Origin of the sequence: Microbacterium sp., assembly GCF_035556355.1 — a bacterium.
GTDB lineage: Bacteria > Actinomycetota > Actinomycetes > Actinomycetales > Microbacteriaceae > Microbacterium.
In genome coordinates this window covers 64,752-80,288 of the sequence record NZ_DATMFG010000048.1, presented here as the reverse complement: position 1 = coordinate 80,288, position 15,537 = coordinate 64,752, and the positions used below count along the sequence as shown (strand labels likewise).

Below are 15,537 nucleotides of genomic sequence, written 5' to 3'. Positions count from 1 at the left end.
TATGAACAATATGCGCTTCAGGCTCGATCACATCGGCGAACCCACATGACGACGCCGACGCGTGGCCGCGCCGCACGGAGCTCGCAGAACGGCTCCGCCACACGTGACGAGCGCGGGCCGATCCAGTCGATCGACCGAGCCGCCGATGTTCTCGCGCTGTTCGACGCGCACACGCGCGCCCTGACCCCCAACCTCGTGTCCGAGCGCCTCGGCCTCAATCGCACGACGGCGCATCGCTATCTCCTCGCACTGCAGGGCGCGGGCTTCCTCACGCCCGCGTACACGCCCGGCCCACTGCTCGACCAGCTCGCCGGGTTCGTGTCGACCCGCCAGCAGGTGCTCACCCTCGCGCCGGCCGTCATGGCGCATCTGTCGGCGAAGACCGACCTCACCGTCGTGCTGTCGTTCCTCGGGCGGTCGGGCGCCGTCGTGACGCTCGTCGAAGAGGCCCGTGCCGGCACGATCGTGCTCACGGTGCGCGTCGGCACGATGCTCGAGCTCAAGGCGGCGCAGTCGCGTGTGCTGTTCGCGTTCCAGTCCGACCCCGCCGTCGTCTCCCGCGCGCTCGAGGAGCTCTCGCCCGCCGAGCAGCTGCGCGAGCAGGCGGAGCTCGCGAAGGTGCGCAAGGAGCGCATCGCGTGGGCCGACCTGCAGCGCACGGGCCTGGCGTCGGTCGCGGCGCCCATCTTCCGAGGCGACGAGGTGCAGGCGGCGATGGCCCTGCTCGGCACGACGCCGCTGCTGACCGAGGGCGAGCGGGCGGCCTGGCGTGTCGAGCAGCTGCGCGAGTCCGCCGAGTACATCAGCTCGCTGGTGTCCGACTGACATGGCCGATCCCCTCGCCGAGCTCGCCCGCGACGTCGCGGCAGTCGAGTCGCTGCGCGCGATCAAGGATCTCGAGCGCGCCTACGCGCACCACAGGCAGCTCGCACGCCACGACGACCTCGCGGCACTGTTCACGACGGATGCCGCCATCACCGTCGACGGTGCGCCGGCGGGCCCGCCCGCGGCATCCGCCTTCGTCACCGAGTTCATCGACGAGCCGGTGGTGACCCTCCTCGACGGCGGGGATCGTGCACGCGGGCGATGGATGTCGCTCACCTTCGAGGGCGACGGCGAAGGGCGCGCGCGCATCTCGGGCGGGCTTTACGAGAACGAGTACCGTCGCGAGGGCGGCGCGTGGCTCATCAGCGGACACCACTACTTCCCCCAGTTCGAGGGCGATTACGCGAACGGCTGGACGAACGTCGGAGGCGCCGACCTGCCGGTCATCCCCTACCACTTCACCGCCGCCGACGCGGGCGCTCCGGTCCGGCCGTCCGCGCGTCGGGCCGACATCGACGCGGCACCGCTGGACGAGCTCGCGACGCGCATCGGGCGTCTCAACGACGAGGACGCCGTGCGCAACCTCGTCCACGCCTACGGGTACTACGTCGATCGCCGCATGTGGGACGACGTGGTCGACCTCTTCGCACCGGGCGGGGCGATGGCGATCACCGGTGCGGGAGTGTTCCGCGGAGCGGACGGCATCCGCACCGCCCTCGAGACCATGGGGCCCGCCGGACTCGACACCGGCGACCTCAACGACCGTCCCCTCTTCGACACCGTCGTCGCGGTCTCTCCCGACGGCAGCGAGGCGGTCACCCGCAGCATCGAGCTCGGCATGCTCGCGCGAGACGGCGTCGGCGCGTGGGAGGTCAACGTCGTGCGCACGCGGTGCGTCCGCGACGGCGTCCTGTTCAAGCTCGCCGAGGTGCGCATCGACGCGGTCATGCGCGCGGGCTACGCCGACGGGTGGGGCGACGCGAAGACGCCCGCGACCATCCCTCCGCTGGGCTCGCCCACCGGCCCCGGACTCTCGCGGGCATCCGGCACTCCGAGATCGACGGGGGCGGATGATGCCGCCACCCTCCGCCGACGGCTCGCGCGGTCGCTCGCGTACGACGCCACCGAGAACGTGTCGTCGGCGTACGGCTACTACATCGACGACTTCCGCTGGGACGACATGGCCGATCTGCACGCCGAGAAGGGCAACAAGCAGTCGCCGTTCGCGGGCTACTACCTCGGCAAGGAGCGCATCCACCGGGCGGTCACCGAGCTGTGGGGCGCACCGCCCGACACGCGCCCGGGAATCTCGTACCACTGGCGCACCCAGCCCGTCATCCACGTCTCCGCCGACGGGAGGTCGGCTCACCTGCGCACGCGCCTCTTCCAGCCGCGCACGCACAAGGAGCATCTGCCCGAGGGTGCGTTCTACGCCGCCGGATTCCACGCGGGCATGTACCCCAACGACCAGACCGTGCTCGAGCCCGACGGCGTGTGGCGACTGTGGAGCCTCACGATCGACGAGCCGTACTTCACGTCGCCGACGTGGAAGGGCGGCTGGGCTGCGGTTGGCCCGCGCGACGAGGACGCCCCGGCGCCGCGCCCCAACCCGCTGCTCGAACGATTCCCGCCCGACGTGCTCCTGACCGATCTCGGTCGTCGCGAGGAGCACTTCCGCGGCGGAACGGGCGACGTGATCGAGTGGCCGGGAATCCTCCCGATGTGGTTCCACTACCGCAACCCCGTGAGCGGGCGCGTGCCGGAGCACTACTGGCCGGACTGCGTGCCCTCGCAGGTGCGGCCCGACACCCGCATGACGGCTCACGGGTACCAGCATCCGCCCAACGGGCCCGAGGTCGACGGCGTCGAGCTCGACCCGCTGTGACGGATGCCTCGCGGCGCTACAGCGCCGCCATGTACCCGCCGTCGAGGGGGATCGTGATGCCGTTGATGTACGCGCCCGCGCGCGAGCTCAGGAACACCACGACACCCTGCACGTCCTTCTCCTCGCCCGCGCGCTCGAGCGGGATGTAGGTCTGCACGTTCTTGCGGACCGTCTCGGCCGCGGTGTCGGTCATGCTCGTCGGGAAGGGGCCCGGTGCGATCGCGTTCGCGGTGATCCCCTCGCGGCCGAGCTTCTTGGCGAGCGACCGCGTGAGGTGGTGGAGCGCGGCCTTCGACGCGCCGTAGGCGTGGGCCTCCCAGTTCGGGATGTGCAGTCCGCCGATCGATCCGATGTTGATGATGCGCGCCGGATCGTCGGGGCGCACACCCGCGCGCAGCTGCGGCACGAGGTGCTGCACGAGTTGGAACGGCGCGCGCACATTCACCTCCATGATGCGGTCCCATGAATCCGTCGTGCTCTCGGCGAGCGAGTCCGGGCCGAGAGCTCCCGCGTTGTTCACGAGGATGTGGAGGGCGTCCTCACGCTCGGCGAACGCCGCGGCGAGTGCTGCCACGCCCTCCGGCTCGGCGAGGTCGCCCACGAGCGGGATGCACTCGCCGAGCTTCGAGATCTCGTCGGCGACGGATGCCGCCTTCTGCGCGTCGCGGCCGGCGATGTACGTGCGCACGCCGCGGCTGGCGAGCCCGCGCGCGATCATGCCGCCGATTCCGCCGGTGCCGCCCGTGACGAGGGCCACCTTGCCGGTCACATCGAAGAGCTCGTCGATCATGTGGAGGCTTTTCCTGTCATGTCGGATGCCGGCGCGGGGCCGGGCTCGAAGAACGTGGACGAATCGAAGCGGCCGTCCGACCACTCCCAACGGATCGCCGGCTCACGCCCGCTGACGGGGTTCGCGAAGTGGAAGCCGAGCGGGCCGATGTCGGGGAAGGGCGCGAACGCGAGGCCGCGCAGCGGCGCATCCGGGGCCGGATCGAACGCCTCGATCGCCTCGGGCGTCGGGGCGAAGATGCGTCCGAGGTCTCGTGTGACACCCGGCAGACCGCCCGACCACTCCGCGACGACGATGTACTCGAGGTCCATGCCGTGGATGCGCCACACGCCGTCCTCGCGCACGATCTGCTCCTCGTAGACGCCCGACACGAAGCTGGCCTCGGTGTCCCAGCCGCTGTTGACCTGGAGCATCTTGAGACGGATGCGTGCCCGCCCATCCGGCTCGACCGTCACGAACGGCTGCGTCTTCTGGTGGATCGGGAGGAACGTCGGGCGGCGGGGACGACGGCCGTAGCGAGCGACGAGCGAGTCGCGGATGCGCTCCCGCCCGATGTAGGTGCCGACGAACGACAGCTCCTTCCAGCCGTCGCGCGCGAAGAGGTCGGCGCTCTCGTCCCAGTGCGATTCGTCGAGGAAGTAGCCGTAGGCGCAAGCGACGTTCTCGGCGCCGTCGAACGCCTCCGCGACAGAGATCATCTTCTCGAGGTCGTCGAGCGACGCGTCCGCGTCGGAAGCGGCATCCGGCGCGTCCCGTTGATCCCGCACCGGGTGCGCGAACGCGATCGCCGGTCCGCGCGACTCCGGGTACGCCGTGCCGATCTCCGGACGCGGCGGCAGGCCGTGCGCCCACCCGTGCGCGTGGTCGGCGAGCAGGCGCGGCGAGTAGCGCAGCGCGGCGATGCGCCACCCCGCATCCGTGCGCACGAACTCGCCGTCGCACACCCGTACGCCCCACCAGCCGCGGCCGCCGTGGGTTCCGATGATCTGCAGTTCGAGCGCGCGCACACGCGCCGCGCTCCGGTCGGCGGAGACCTCGACGATCGGCATGAGCTGCAGATGGTCGAAGAACTCGCCGTCGGCGAGGCCGGCCGTCGAGCGGGACTCGAGACCCAGTCGGATGCCGGCGCGCCCCTCCCACTCGTCGTCACCCCACCTCAGCACGCCGTCGTCGGCGAAGAGGTCGCCCACGTCATCCCACAGCTTGCGGTCGACGTAGAACCCGTACGCCGACAGCAGGTTCTGAACCTCGCTCTCGTCGATGAGTCGCCGCGCGCGGGCGGCGAGCCCGGGGAGTGCGGCGGGATCCGCGTCCGCCTCGAGGCGCGGCGGAACGGGCGTGCCCGCTTGGTCGGGCGTGAAGTGGAACGGCACGAGCGGTACGGCGTCGGAGACGTTGCGCCACCCGTCCTCGTGCGCGCCGGCGAACTGCGGGTGGTGGCGGAGCACGGAGATGCGCCACACCCCGTCGACGAGCACGTACTCGTTCTCATGGATGCCGCCGGACCACTCCGCGCGTTCGCCGTGCCTTCCCGAGAGCGTGAGTTCGTGCCAGCGGCCTCGACCCGATCGGCCGTCGTCCGCGATGGTCACGACGGGACTGAGCTGAAGACGCACATCGAGTCGATCGGGCGCGGGCGACGCGTCTCCCCCTCCCATCGTCTCGACGAGCAGCGCGAGGATCTCTTCGCGACCGCGGGCCTCGCGCGGGGGAAGCACGAGACGCCCGTCGGGCGCGAAGAGGTCGGCCATCGCGGCGTAGTCCCCCGCCTCGGCGTACTGGCCCCACGCGTGCTGCAGTCGCTTGATCGCGCGCACGCCCTCGACGCCCGCGAGGCGGCCCGCGAGCCCGCGCACGCGCGCCGGCGTCGGCGCATCCGTCTTCTGTTCGATCATGGCCGGAACCTCGTGCACGCGATGTGTCGCACGCCGCCCTCGGGACCCGCACCCGGTTCGGCGAGGTTCATCCAGTAGTGCGTCAGCACGACGCCCGGCTCGACCTCGATGGCGCGCGGGTACCCCAGATCCCACGTGGCTCCGTCGTCGCGGAGGATCACCTCACGCCCCCACGTGCGGCCCTGGTCCTCGCTGACGCGATAGCGGATGCCGCGGCGCGGCGCGAGACGGTAGCCGTAGATGCAGAGCACACGGCCGTCCTGCAGCGGCACGAGGTCACCCGGAGCGCCCCAGTCGTTGACGCGACTGAGCCAGTGCCACGTGCGACCGCCGTCGAGGCTCTCGTGGATCTCGGTCCAGAAGAGGCCGCGCGGGTCTCGCTCGTAGCGGACGGACGCGAGCGCGCGCCCGTCGGGCAGCACGATGATGCGCGGGTAGATGTGCTTCGCGGAGGCGAACCTGCCACCCGGCCAGTATGGCGAGCGGGGCGACTCGGGCACGATGTTCCCGAGGTAGCGGAAGTCGGAGCCGTCCTCGCTCGCGTAGACGATCGGCAGCGGGTTCTGGCCGTCTGGAGCCCAGGCGTGCACGCCGAAGAGCATCACGCCGTCCTCGCGCACGGAGTACATCGAGGAGCCCGGCATCGAGATGCCCGGGAAATCCCAGTTCGGCAGCAGGCGGTGAGGTCGCCATGTGCGCCCTCCGTCCGACGACGCGCGCACCCACGCACGCGCGCCGTCGGACGTCATGAGGCGGGGGATCCCGCCCCCCATCACGAGCGTGTCGCGGCTGGTGAAGTCCAGCGGCGGGAGCGATGCCCAATCGTCGCTCGCTCCGCCGGGCAGTTCACCTTCGCTCGTGATCGACATGTCGTGCACGGGCACGACGGAGTCGTCGTCCCATGTCCGACCGCCGTCTCGTGAGCGGATCACCACGATCTCGCCCGGCTTCGTGACGAGGTTGTAGTGATCGATGTCGCGGTAGTCGGTGGGCACCCGCTTGAAGCCCGCCACGACGCTTCCGTCGCCGGTCAGCCACAGGCCGCAGTAGAAGGGCCACGCGGCGAACTCGTCGTCGCGCCGATAGACGATGTGGTGCTCCGCGTCGTCGGCCGTGACGGGCGGCCAGCCGGTGCTCACGAGCTGCTGGGTGGACGTCACTCTCTCAGCTCCCGTCCGCCGGCCGCATCGTCAGCCACGGGCGCCGCTCCGCGTGGATCTGCGGCTCGTCGTCGCGCTCCCAGCGCGTCGTGTTCGCGGTCGGGAACGCGCCGTCGTACCACGCGATGGGCGCGTAGAACATCAGCTCGGCGGCGCGGGACTGCAGGTCGCGCAGCGCCTCGCCCCGCTGCTCGCGGTCGCTCGTGTCGAGGGCCGCAGAGGCGGCCGCGTCGATCTCGGGGTCGCACATCCCGGTGGGGTTGCGCCCTGACTGCCGCTCCTCGTTGCACGCGTACCAGTTGACGATGCCGAGGCTCGGGTCCGCGCCGACGGGCGTGCGCACGAAGGCGAGGTCGTAGTCTCCCTGCGTATAGACGCGGTCGACGTACGCGGCGCCGCCGACGCCGTCGAGCGTCACGTCCACACCCACATCGGCGAGCATGGACGCGACCATCTCCACCGTCGAGACGACCTCGTGGAGCGCGTTGATGTAGAGGACGCTGAGGCTGAACCGCGTGCCGTCGGCACCACGGGGATAGCCGGCCTCGTCGAGCGCCGCGTTGATCGCGTCGACGTCGTAGACGAAGTCGCGGTCGAAGTCGACGTCCTGGTTGACGGCCCAGTCGAGCGACTCGGGGATGAACCCCTTCGCGGGCACACCCACGCCCGCGAGAGCGGTGTCGGCGATCGCCGCGCGGTCGATCGCGGCGAACAGCGCCCTGCGGACCGCGGGGTCGGTGAGCGGCTCGCGCTCGGTGTTCTGGATCATCACGATCGACTCGGGGAACATGCCGTGCTTCAGCAGCTTCGTCTGCTCGGTGTCGGCGACGCGTCCCTGTTGCGACGGATGCAGCACCGCCTCATCGACCTCGCCCGCGAAGAGGGCTTCGCCGCGCGCGCTGATGTCGGGGATCACGGTGAAGACGGCGCGTTCGACCTGCACCTCGCCGCCCCAGAAGTCGGGGTTCTTCACGAGGCTCACTTCGGAGCCCTCGACATACGAGTCGTACATCATCGGCCCCGTGCCGATGGGCGCGTTGTTGGCGGGGTTGGTCACGTAGTCGGTGCCCTCGTAGACGTGCTTGGGGAGCATGTACTGCTGCGACACGTTCTCGAGCAGCGGACCGTACGGACGGCTGAGGTGCACCTCGACGGTGTCGTCGTCCACGACCTCCACGTCGCTGATGCGCTCGGCGAGTTCGCTGCCGTACGCCTGCAGGGGCACGATCTCCTCGAAGTTGAACTCCACGTCCTCTGCCGTGAACGGCTCGCCGTCGTGCCACTCGACACCGGAGCGCAGGTGGAGCGTGAGCGTGAGCCCGTCGTCGCTGACCTCCCAGTCCTCCGCGAGGGCCGGCGACAGCTCGAAGTCGTCCGACATGTAGATGAGCGGATCCAGGATCTGCGCGCTGAACAGGCGCGGCGCCGACCCGACGGCGAGCTGCGCGTTCAGTCCGAAGTTCATCGGGTCGCCGCCGACGACCCCGACCCAGATGCGCTCCTCGTCGCCCGCAGATCCGCTGCATCCGCCGAGGGCGAGGGCGCCGGCCGTCAGGGCGGCGAGCACGGTCGCCGTGCGTGTTCTCCTTCTCATGCTCACTTCTGCCTTCCTCATCGTTGTGGTGGTGGCCGGCACCGGTGCCGGCTTTCGGGCTACGGGGTGAAGATGCTGCGTGCGATGTGGCGGACGCCGCCGTTCGCCTGCACGCGGTCGTCGCGGCTGTTGAAGTAGTAGACGGTCCCGACCCGGCCCGGCTCGACCTCGAACGCCGTCGGGTAGCCGAGGTCCCAGCTGCCGCCGTCGTCGCGGACGATCGTCTCGGGGCCCCACGTGCGCCCCTCGTCCTCGCTGACGACCGCGCGGATGCCGTACGGCGGCAGGCGGTAGCCGTAGACCACGACCAGGCGCCCGTCCGACAGCACCACGAGGCTCCCGGGCGCGCCGAAGTCGTTGACGCGCGACAGGAACGACCACGTGCGGCCGCCGTCGTCGCTCGCGTACAGCTCGGTCCACATGACGCCGGTGGGGTCGCGCTGACTGCGCAGCGTGCACAGGATCCGCCCGCTCGGGAGCATGACGCCGCGCGGATAGAACCAGCGGTGGCCGCCGAAGCGATACGTGCTCTTCCAGTCGCCGTCCGCCGCGGCGTACGGATCGCGCTCAGGCGTGATGAACGACAGGAAGTGGAAGCCGGTGCCGTCGTCCGTGCTCGCGTACACGAGCGGCCGGCGGTTCCAGCCGTCCGGGCTCACGAGCGTGAGGAACAGCAGGCACCGTCCATCCGGTCGCACCAGCGCGGAGTTGATGGCCGACAGCGAGTGCAGCCCGTCGAGGGGCAGCTCGGCCGACGGGGTCCACGAGCGGCCGGCATCCGTCGACACGCGCACGTACGAGCGGCTCTCGGGCTTGCCGAACTGCGTGCTCACGTTCCCGACCAGCACTTCGGGACGTGTGAAGTCGAACGGCCCCCACGCCGACAGGTCCGCCGCCGTGTCGGCGTTCACTCCCACGCGGGGGTAGACGTCGAACTCGGGCTCGCTCCACGTGCGGCCGCGGTCGCTCGACCGCACGGTGACCATGCGGCTGCCGCGACCGAACCGCTCGCCCAGCTGATCGTGGCTGATGTGCGCCGGATCGGAGTAGTCGGCGTCGAGGGCCATGAAGTTCTGCACGAGCTCGGTCTCACCGACCTCCCAGAAGCCCATCGTGTACGGCCACGCGCAGAACTGCGCCTCGTCCCGGTAGACGACGGCGTGCTCCGCATCCGTCGCCTGTCTCGGCCTCGCGTATTCGATCACCATCGGCTCATCGCCCGCCGAGGTAGACGCGCGCGGCGTTGTCGTGCAGGAAGGCCCGGGCCTCCTCCTCGGTGAGGAAATCGGCCGCGGCGCGGGCCATCTGCGCCTTCTGCTCGTAGGTCCACAGCATGCTCTGGCCGACGTCCGAGCCCCACACGAGACGATGCGGGCCGAACTCGTCGACCATGCGCCGCACGACGTGCGCCGCGCGCACGCCTTCAGCCTCGAACCGCTCCATGTTGATCTCGGTGATCTTGAAGTGCACGTTCGGGGTGTCGGCGAGCTGCGCGATCGTCGTGTCGATGCCGAAGTGCGGCGGTCCCGGCAGCTCGACCGGCTCCCCCGCCTCGCGTGCGAGGCCGACTTCGTACTGCGTCATGCCGAACGGCATGCCGCCGTGGTCGAGCAGGATCGGCAGGTCGGGGAACTGCTTCGCGATGATGCGGATGAGCGGCAGCAGGTACGGCAGCTGCTTCATGAACAGGATGAGGGTCATCGGCGTGCCGAGGTCGGCACACGTCTTCCACACCTCCATCGCCTGCGGCGAGCTCATCCACGCGGTGTCGAGGATCCACGGACGCAGGTGCGCCATGCGGAACCCGCGCACATTGTCGTTCTCGACCATCGCGCGGTAGCGGGCCGGTGTCTCGGGATCCTGCGGGTCGAGGATGACGACCGGGTGGAGACGATCCGGATGCTTGCGCGCCGAGTCCAGGATGTAGCTGTTGTCGTACCCGTAAAGGTGTCCGCGCTGCACGAGGCACGCGTCGGTCACGCCGTTGGCGTCCATCATCTCGATGAGCGCGTCGACCGTCACCGTGTAGTCCGGCTTCTTCGGCGTCGGCAGGTCGGGTCGGAGCGCCTGCGGGCGGTACGTGTCCCAATCGTCCGAGATGAGGTGCGCATGGGTGTCGAAGAGGGGGAGGGTCATTCGTCTGCTTTCGTCAGGGTCTTCGGATGCGTCGGCGCCGGGTCAGTCCCCGACGTAGGTCATGGTCTGCCAGGGGATGCGCTCGGCCATGAGGTCGCGCTTCTCCTGCCCCTCCCACCGGGAGGAGTTGATCACCGGGAACGCGCCGTTGAACCACGCGATCGGCGCGTTGAACATGAGCTCGGCCGCGCGCGCCTGCAGCGCCTTGAGCGCGTCGCCGCGCGCCTCGAGGTCGGAGGTGTCGAGCGCGGCCGCAGCCGCCGCGTCGAGCTGGTCGTCGCAGATCCCCGACGGGTTGAAGCCGGTCATGCGCTCGGGGTTGCACTGGTACCAGCGCACGATGCCCAGGCTCGGGTCGGCACCCACCGACGTGCGCACGATCGCGATGTCGTAGTCCGCCTGCTTGTAGAGCAGCTCGACATACTGGGCCCCGCCGACCGCGGTGAGCTCGAGGTCGATGCCGAGGTCCTCGTACATCGACTCGACCATCTCGACGGTCGAGGCGACCTCGGTCAGGGTCATGATGTACAGCAGGTTCAGCGTGAACCGCTTGCCGTCGGGCCCTCTCGGGAAGCCGGCGTCGTCGAGGGCCTTGTTCGCGGCATCCGTGTCGAACGGGAAGAGCTCGTCGAAGTCGACGTCCCCGTTCATCGCCCAGTCGAGCGTCTCGGGGAGGAATGTGGTCGCGGGGACCCCGACGCCCGACATCGCCGTCTCGGCGAGTGCGTCGCGATCGAGCGCGGAGAACAGAGCCTTGCGCACCGCCGCGTCCTTGAGCTCCTCGCTCTGCGTGTTGAAGATCATGACGACCTCCTGCGGGAACTCGCCGTCGGTGAGCAGCTGGGTGTTCGGATCCGCTTCCACCTCGTCCATCTGCGACGGGTCGAGCGTCGACTGGTCGACCTCGCCCGCGAACAGCGCCTGGGCGCGGCTGTTCGGGTCGGCGATCGTCGTGAAGACCGCGCGATCGACGTTGCTCACCCCGCCCCAGTAGTCGGGGTTCTTCACGAGCACGACGTCCTTGCCCGCGGTGTACGACTCGTACATCATCGGGCCGGTGCCGATGAGCTCGCGATTCGCGTCGTTGGTGAGGTACTCGGTGCCCTCGTAGACGTGCTTGGGCAGCATGTACTGCTGCGAGATCGTCTCGATGAGCGGGCCGAACGGCTCGGACAGGTGCAGCACCACGGTGTCGTCTCCGACGATCTCGGCCGACTCCAGACGCTCGGCGAGCACGGACCCGGCCACGTTGAGCGGCACGAGCTCGTCGAACGCGAACTTCACGTCCTCGACGGTGAACGGCTCGCCGTCATGCCACGTCACGCCCTCGCGGATCTTCATCGTGAACTCGAGCCCGTCCTCGCTGAGCTCCCACTCGGTCGCGAGCCCCGGGCTCACCTCGTAGTCGCCGTTCATGAAGATGAGCGGATCGAGGATCTGCGCGCTGAACAGACTCGGGATCGTGCCCGGCGTGAACTGGGCGTTCAGCCCCACCGTCATGGGATCGCCGTTGACCGTCTTCACCCAGACGCGCTCCTGGTCGCCTCCGTCGGCGCCGCCTCCGGCGCATCCGCCGAGCACCAGCGCACCGGCGGCGAGGAGCGCGAGGGCGCCCGATCGTATGAATCTCATGCTGTGTCTCCTCCTCGCGGGCCCGGAGCCCGCCATCGAGTCGTCGAGGGTCGTCCTCACGCGAGGACGGGGGCGGATGCCAGCAGCATCCGGGTGTAGGGATGCTCGGGATGCTCGAAGACGGCGTCCTTCTCGCCCTCCTCGACGACCTTCCCGTTGCGCATGACGTAGACGTAATCGGCGACCTTCTGGACCACCGGCAGGTCATGGGTGATGAACACGAACCCGACCCCGAGGCGGTCCTTGAGGTCGACCATGACGCGCAGCACGCCTGCCTTCACGGATGCGTCGAGTGCCGAGACCGCCTCGTCGGCGATGATGATGCGCGGGTCGAGCGCGAGCGCCCGCGCGATGAGCACGCGCTGGCGCTGTCCCCCGCTGAGTTCGTGCGGGAAGCGGTCGAGATACCGGTCCGCGGGCGAGAGCCCCACGAGCTCGAGCACCTCCACGGTCTTGTCGCGCACGCCGCGGCCCGACGCCATGCCGTGCAGCCGGATGACCTCGCCGATCGTGCGGTCCACGCGCTTGCGCGGGTTGAGGGAGCCTGCGGGGTCCTGCAGCACCGCCTGCACCGCCCGCCGGTAGGCGCGCCGGGCCGCGGCATCCATGGTCTTCAGGTCGGCGCCGTCGAGCTCGACACGTCCCGACGAGATGGGGATGAGATCGAGCAGGATGCGGGCGAGCGTGCTCTTTCCGCTCCCGCTCTCACCGACGATCGCGACGAACTGCCCGGGCCGTGCCCGCACCGTCACGTCATCGACCGCGACGACGGGCGCGGTCGAGTGGCGGCCGCGGAACACCTTCGTCACTTCGAGGGCTTCAAGCATCGGTCATCGCCTCCGCCAGCTCGCGCCGCAGCTGCGGCGAGATGGAGTACAGCTCGACACCGGGCGCGGTGAGGCTGCGGACGCTGCGCAGCAGCGCTTTCGTGTACGGATGCTGCGGATCCTGCAGCACCTGCTCGGTCGGCCCCTCCTCGACGATCCGGCCCGAGTACATGACGTACAGGCGGTCGGTCATGCCCGCGACGACGGCGAGGTCGTGCGAGATGAGCACGAGCGACGTCTTGAGCTGCGAGACCGTCTCGTCGAGCGTCTTCAGCACGCGGGCCTGCACCGTCGCATCGAGTGCGGTCGTCGGCTCGTCCGCGATCACGAGCGAGGGCAGCTTCGCGATCGCGATCGCGATGAGCGCGCGCTGTCGCATGCCGCCGCTGAGCTCGTGCGGGAAGCTCGCGGCGACCCGCGGGGCGTCCTCGAGCCCCGCCTGCCGCAGGAAGCCGTGCACCGCCTGGGTGCGGTCGCCCTCCCGCGAGCGCGGAATGGACTCGGCCACCTGGTCGCCCACCCGCATCGTCGGGTTGAGGAACGTCAGCGGGTCCTGGAAGATCATGCCGACGTGCGACCGGCGCACCTCGTCCCACGCCTCGCGCGGCGCGCCGACCATCTCGCGACCCGCGATGCGGATCGAGCCCGAGACGCGCACGCGCGGCGACGTCGGCAGGAGACCCGCGATCGCCCGCCCCGTGACCGACTTGCCCGAGCCGGACTCGCCCACGAGCCCGACGCGCTCGCCGTCGCGCACGACGAGGTCGACCCGGTGCACGGCCTCGATCTCGCTCTTGTCGCCGGTCGGCAGGAAGACGCGCAGGTTCTCGACTTCGATGAACGGGGCGGATGCGGCATCCGTGTTCATTTGACCCTCCCCACCGTCGGGTTGAACGCATCGTTGAGCGCGTCGCCGAGCATGTTCACGGCGAGCACGACGAGGAAGATGCACGCGCCGGGGAAGACCGCGAGCCACCACGCCTCGTTCATGTACGACTGCGCGGAGTTCAGGAGCGCACCCCAGCTCGGCGTGCTCGGATCGCCGACGCCGAGGTAGGCGAGGCCCGACTCGATGAGGATCGCGCGGCCGACCGTCATGCTCGTGGCGACGAGCACGGGCGGCATGAGGTTCGGTATCACGTCGGAGCGCAGGATGTGCACGCCTCCGAAGCCGGCCGCGCGAGCGGACTCGACGTAGCCGAGCTGCGAGATGCGCATCGCCTCGCCGCGGACGATCCTCGCCACCCCCGGCCACATCGTGACCGCCAGGATCGCCACGATGATCCAGATGCTCGATCCGAGGAGCGCCGCGGCCACCAGCGTCAGCACGATGCCCGGGAGCACCTGGAAGAACTCCGCCACCTTGACCATCACCAGGTCCATCGCCTTGCCGTAGTACCCGGCGAGGCCGCCGACGATGAGGCCGATCGTCATGCACAGGAGCGCGACGCTGAATCCGACCAGCAGCGAGACCTGCCCGCCGTAGACGACGCGCGCCAGGTAGTCGCGTCCGAGCATGTCGGTTCCGAGCCAGTGCTCGGGACTCGGCGGCAGCAGCTTCGGGTAGATCGTCGAGACGGGGTTGTCGACGAAGAAGGGGCCGATCGCCGACACGAGGGCGAAGAACACCAGCAGCGGGATGAACACGAGCGCAGCCGGCTTGCGGAAGAACGCGCGCCATGCAGCGCGGGCGCCGCCCGTCTGCCGGGGCGCTGCGACATCGGAGTCCGGCGTGGGCGTCGGCGGGGTCTCCACGATGCTCTCGACGGCATCGAACTGCGACACGGTCACGCGGCCACCTCCCGGCGCTGGGGCATGAGTCGCGCCCGCAGACGCGGGTCGACGAGTCCGTACACGAGGTCGGTGAGGATGTTGACGACGATGATCGTGACAGTGAGCACGATCACGATCCCGAGGACCACCATGTTGTTCTTGCGCTCGATCGCGTCGAAGAAGAGCAGGCCCATACCCGGCCAGCCGAAGACGCGCTCGATGAGGATCGAGCCGGCGAGGATGAAGCCGAGGCTGTAGCCGGCCACCGAGATCATCGGGAGAAGGGCGTTCGGCATCGCGTGCCGCCACAGCACGCGCGAGGAGGAGAGCCCTTTGGATCGCGCGGTGTCGATGAAGTCCTGGCCGAGCGATTCGATCATCGAAGACCGCATGATGCGCGTCTTGTAGGCGAGTTCGGTGGTCGCCATCGTGATGACGGGGAGCACGAGGTACTGCGGCTGGATTCCGGACTGCCCGTACGGGGCCATGCCGCCGGTCGGAAGCCAGTCGAGCCAGATCGCGAAGACGATGATCAGGAGCATGCCGAGCCAGAAGTTCGGCACCGAGAAGAGGGCGACGGACGTCCCCGAGATGCCGCTGTCGAGCCACCGCCTGCGGGTGCGCGCCGCGATCGAGCCGAGCACGATGCCGCCGACGAGGGACAGGACGAACGCCGGAACCGCGAGCGCGAGCGTGTTTCCCGCGCGGCCGAGGATGATGTCGAGCACCGGCTGCGAGTTCGTCGCGTAGGAGTAGCCGAGGTCGCCCCTCAGGACGTTGCCGAGGTAGGTGAAGTACCGCACGATGGCGGGCTGGTCGAGTCCGTACGCCGCGATGATCTGCTCCCGCACGGCGTCCGAGATCGGCACGTCGCCGACGAGGGACTGCACCGGGTCGCCGGGGGCGAGTTCGAGCAGGAAGAACAGCACCGTCACGACGGCGAGGAAGAGCAGGAACGACGAGACGAGCAGCTTGCCGATGTGAATCGCCCACGCCTTCATCGGCGATCCCTCCGTCGCC

General features: G+C 69.7%; 13 protein-coding genes. 2 read left to right on the top strand and 11 right to left on the bottom strand.

Annotation, left to right across the window (positions count from 1 at the left end; translation table 11 throughout):
* Positions 1 to 45 precede the first annotated feature (45 nt).
* Both VNR19_RS13945 and VNR19_RS13940 read left to right on the top strand, forming a co-directional pair.
* Positions 46 to 825 (top strand): IclR family transcriptional regulator, encoded by a 780-nt coding sequence (locus VNR19_RS13945; RefSeq protein ID WP_325727742.1) that lies wholly within the window; start codon positions 46 to 48, stop codon positions 823 to 825.
* A gap of 1 nt (position 826) precedes the next feature.
* Complete coding sequence (locus VNR19_RS13940) at positions 827 to 2,710, top strand: nuclear transport factor 2 family protein (protein WP_325727740.1); 1,884 nt, start codon at positions 827 to 829, stop codon at positions 2,708 to 2,710.
* A gap of 16 nt (positions 2,711 to 2,726) precedes the next feature.
* Here the strand turns inward: VNR19_RS13940 and VNR19_RS13935 are convergent, their stop codons facing one another.
* The 11 genes from VNR19_RS13935 to VNR19_RS13885 are packed head-to-tail and all read right to left on the bottom strand — an operon-like array spanning position 2,727 to position 15,518.
* Positions 2,727 to 3,500 (bottom strand): SDR family oxidoreductase, encoded by a 774-nt coding sequence (locus tag VNR19_RS13935; protein WP_325727738.1) that lies wholly within the window; start codon positions 3,498 to 3,500, stop codon positions 2,727 to 2,729.
* Complete coding sequence (locus tag VNR19_RS13930) at positions 3,497 to 5,395, bottom strand: nuclear transport factor 2 family protein (RefSeq protein ID WP_325727736.1); 1,899 nt, start codon at positions 5,393 to 5,395, stop codon at positions 3,497 to 3,499. Before VNR19_RS13930 ends, VNR19_RS13935 begins: the two co-directional genes overlap by 4 nt.
* A complete protein-coding gene (locus tag VNR19_RS13925; RefSeq protein ID WP_325727734.1) occupies positions 5,392 to 6,555 on the bottom strand; it encodes a sialidase family protein in 1,164 nt (387 codons plus the stop codon). The genes VNR19_RS13930 and VNR19_RS13925 overlap by 4 nt, the downstream gene beginning before the upstream one ends.
* 4 nt (positions 6,556 to 6,559) lie before the next feature.
* A complete protein-coding gene (locus VNR19_RS13920; RefSeq protein WP_325727732.1) occupies positions 6,560 to 8,149 on the bottom strand; it encodes an ABC transporter substrate-binding protein in 1,590 nt (529 codons plus the stop codon).
* Between the two features lie 59 nt (positions 8,150 to 8,208).
* Complete coding sequence (locus VNR19_RS13915) at positions 8,209 to 9,354, bottom strand: sialidase family protein (RefSeq protein ID WP_325727730.1); 1,146 nt, start codon at positions 9,352 to 9,354, stop codon at positions 8,209 to 8,211.
* A 7-nt stretch (positions 9,355 to 9,361) separates the two neighbouring features.
* On the bottom strand, positions 9,362 to 10,285 hold the full coding sequence (locus VNR19_RS13910) for an amidohydrolase family protein (protein WP_325727728.1): 924 nt from the start codon (positions 10,283 to 10,285) through the stop codon (positions 9,362 to 9,364).
* A gap of 42 nt (positions 10,286 to 10,327) precedes the next feature.
* Positions 10,328 to 11,917, bottom strand: coding sequence for an ABC transporter substrate-binding protein (locus VNR19_RS13905; RefSeq protein ID WP_325727726.1), 1,590 nt, complete (start codon positions 11,915 to 11,917; stop codon positions 10,328 to 10,330).
* A 56-nt stretch (positions 11,918 to 11,973) separates the two neighbouring features.
* Positions 11,974 to 12,744, bottom strand: a complete 771-nt coding sequence (locus VNR19_RS13900; RefSeq protein ID WP_325727724.1) for an ABC transporter ATP-binding protein — start codon at positions 12,742 to 12,744, stop codon at positions 11,974 to 11,976.
* Positions 12,737 to 13,612 (bottom strand): ABC transporter ATP-binding protein, encoded by an 876-nt coding sequence (locus VNR19_RS13895; RefSeq protein ID WP_325727722.1) that lies wholly within the window; start codon positions 13,610 to 13,612, stop codon positions 12,737 to 12,739. The genes VNR19_RS13900 and VNR19_RS13895 overlap by 8 nt, the downstream gene beginning before the upstream one ends.
* Positions 13,609 to 14,535, bottom strand: coding sequence for an ABC transporter permease (locus tag VNR19_RS13890; RefSeq protein ID WP_325727720.1), 927 nt, complete (start codon positions 14,533 to 14,535; stop codon positions 13,609 to 13,611). The genes VNR19_RS13895 and VNR19_RS13890 overlap by 4 nt, the downstream gene beginning before the upstream one ends.
* Positions 14,532 to 15,518 carry an ABC transporter permease gene (locus VNR19_RS13885; protein ID WP_325727718.1) on the bottom strand — a complete coding sequence of 329 codons (987 nt, stop codon included), beginning with the start codon at positions 15,516 to 15,518 and terminating at the stop codon, positions 14,532 to 14,534. Before VNR19_RS13885 ends, VNR19_RS13890 begins: the two co-directional genes overlap by 4 nt.
* Between the last annotated feature and the right edge of the window lie 19 nt (positions 15,519 to 15,537).

Coding starts and splice junctions, on each gene's coding strand:
- VNR19_RS13945 (WP_325727742.1), top strand. CDS start 46: ATGACGACGCCGACGCGTGGCCGCGCCGCACGGAGCTCGCAGAACGGC.
- VNR19_RS13940 (WP_325727740.1), top strand. CDS start 827: ATGGCCGATCCCCTCGCCGAGCTCGCCCGCGACGTCGCGGCAGTCGAG.
- VNR19_RS13935 (WP_325727738.1), bottom strand. CDS start 3,500: ATGATCGACGAGCTCTTCGATGTGACCGGCAAGGTGGCCCTCGTCACG.
- VNR19_RS13930 (WP_325727736.1), bottom strand. CDS start 5,395: ATGATCGAACAGAAGACGGATGCGCCGACGCCGGCGCGCGTGCGCGGG.
- VNR19_RS13920 (WP_325727732.1), bottom strand. CDS start 8,149: ATGAGAAGGAGAACACGCACGGCGACCGTGCTCGCCGCCCTGACGGCC.
- VNR19_RS13910 (WP_325727728.1), bottom strand. CDS start 10,285: ATGACCCTCCCCCTCTTCGACACCCATGCGCACCTCATCTCGGACGAT.
- VNR19_RS13905 (WP_325727726.1), bottom strand. CDS start 11,917: ATGAGATTCATACGATCGGGCGCCCTCGCGCTCCTCGCCGCCGGTGCG.
- VNR19_RS13900 (WP_325727724.1), bottom strand. CDS start 12,744: ATGCTTGAAGCCCTCGAAGTGACGAAGGTGTTCCGCGGCCGCCACTCG.
- VNR19_RS13895 (WP_325727722.1), bottom strand. CDS start 13,612: ATGAACACGGATGCCGCATCCGCCCCGTTCATCGAAGTCGAGAACCTG.
- VNR19_RS13885 (WP_325727718.1), bottom strand. CDS start 15,518: ATGAAGGCGTGGGCGATTCACATCGGCAAGCTGCTCGTCTCGTCGTTC.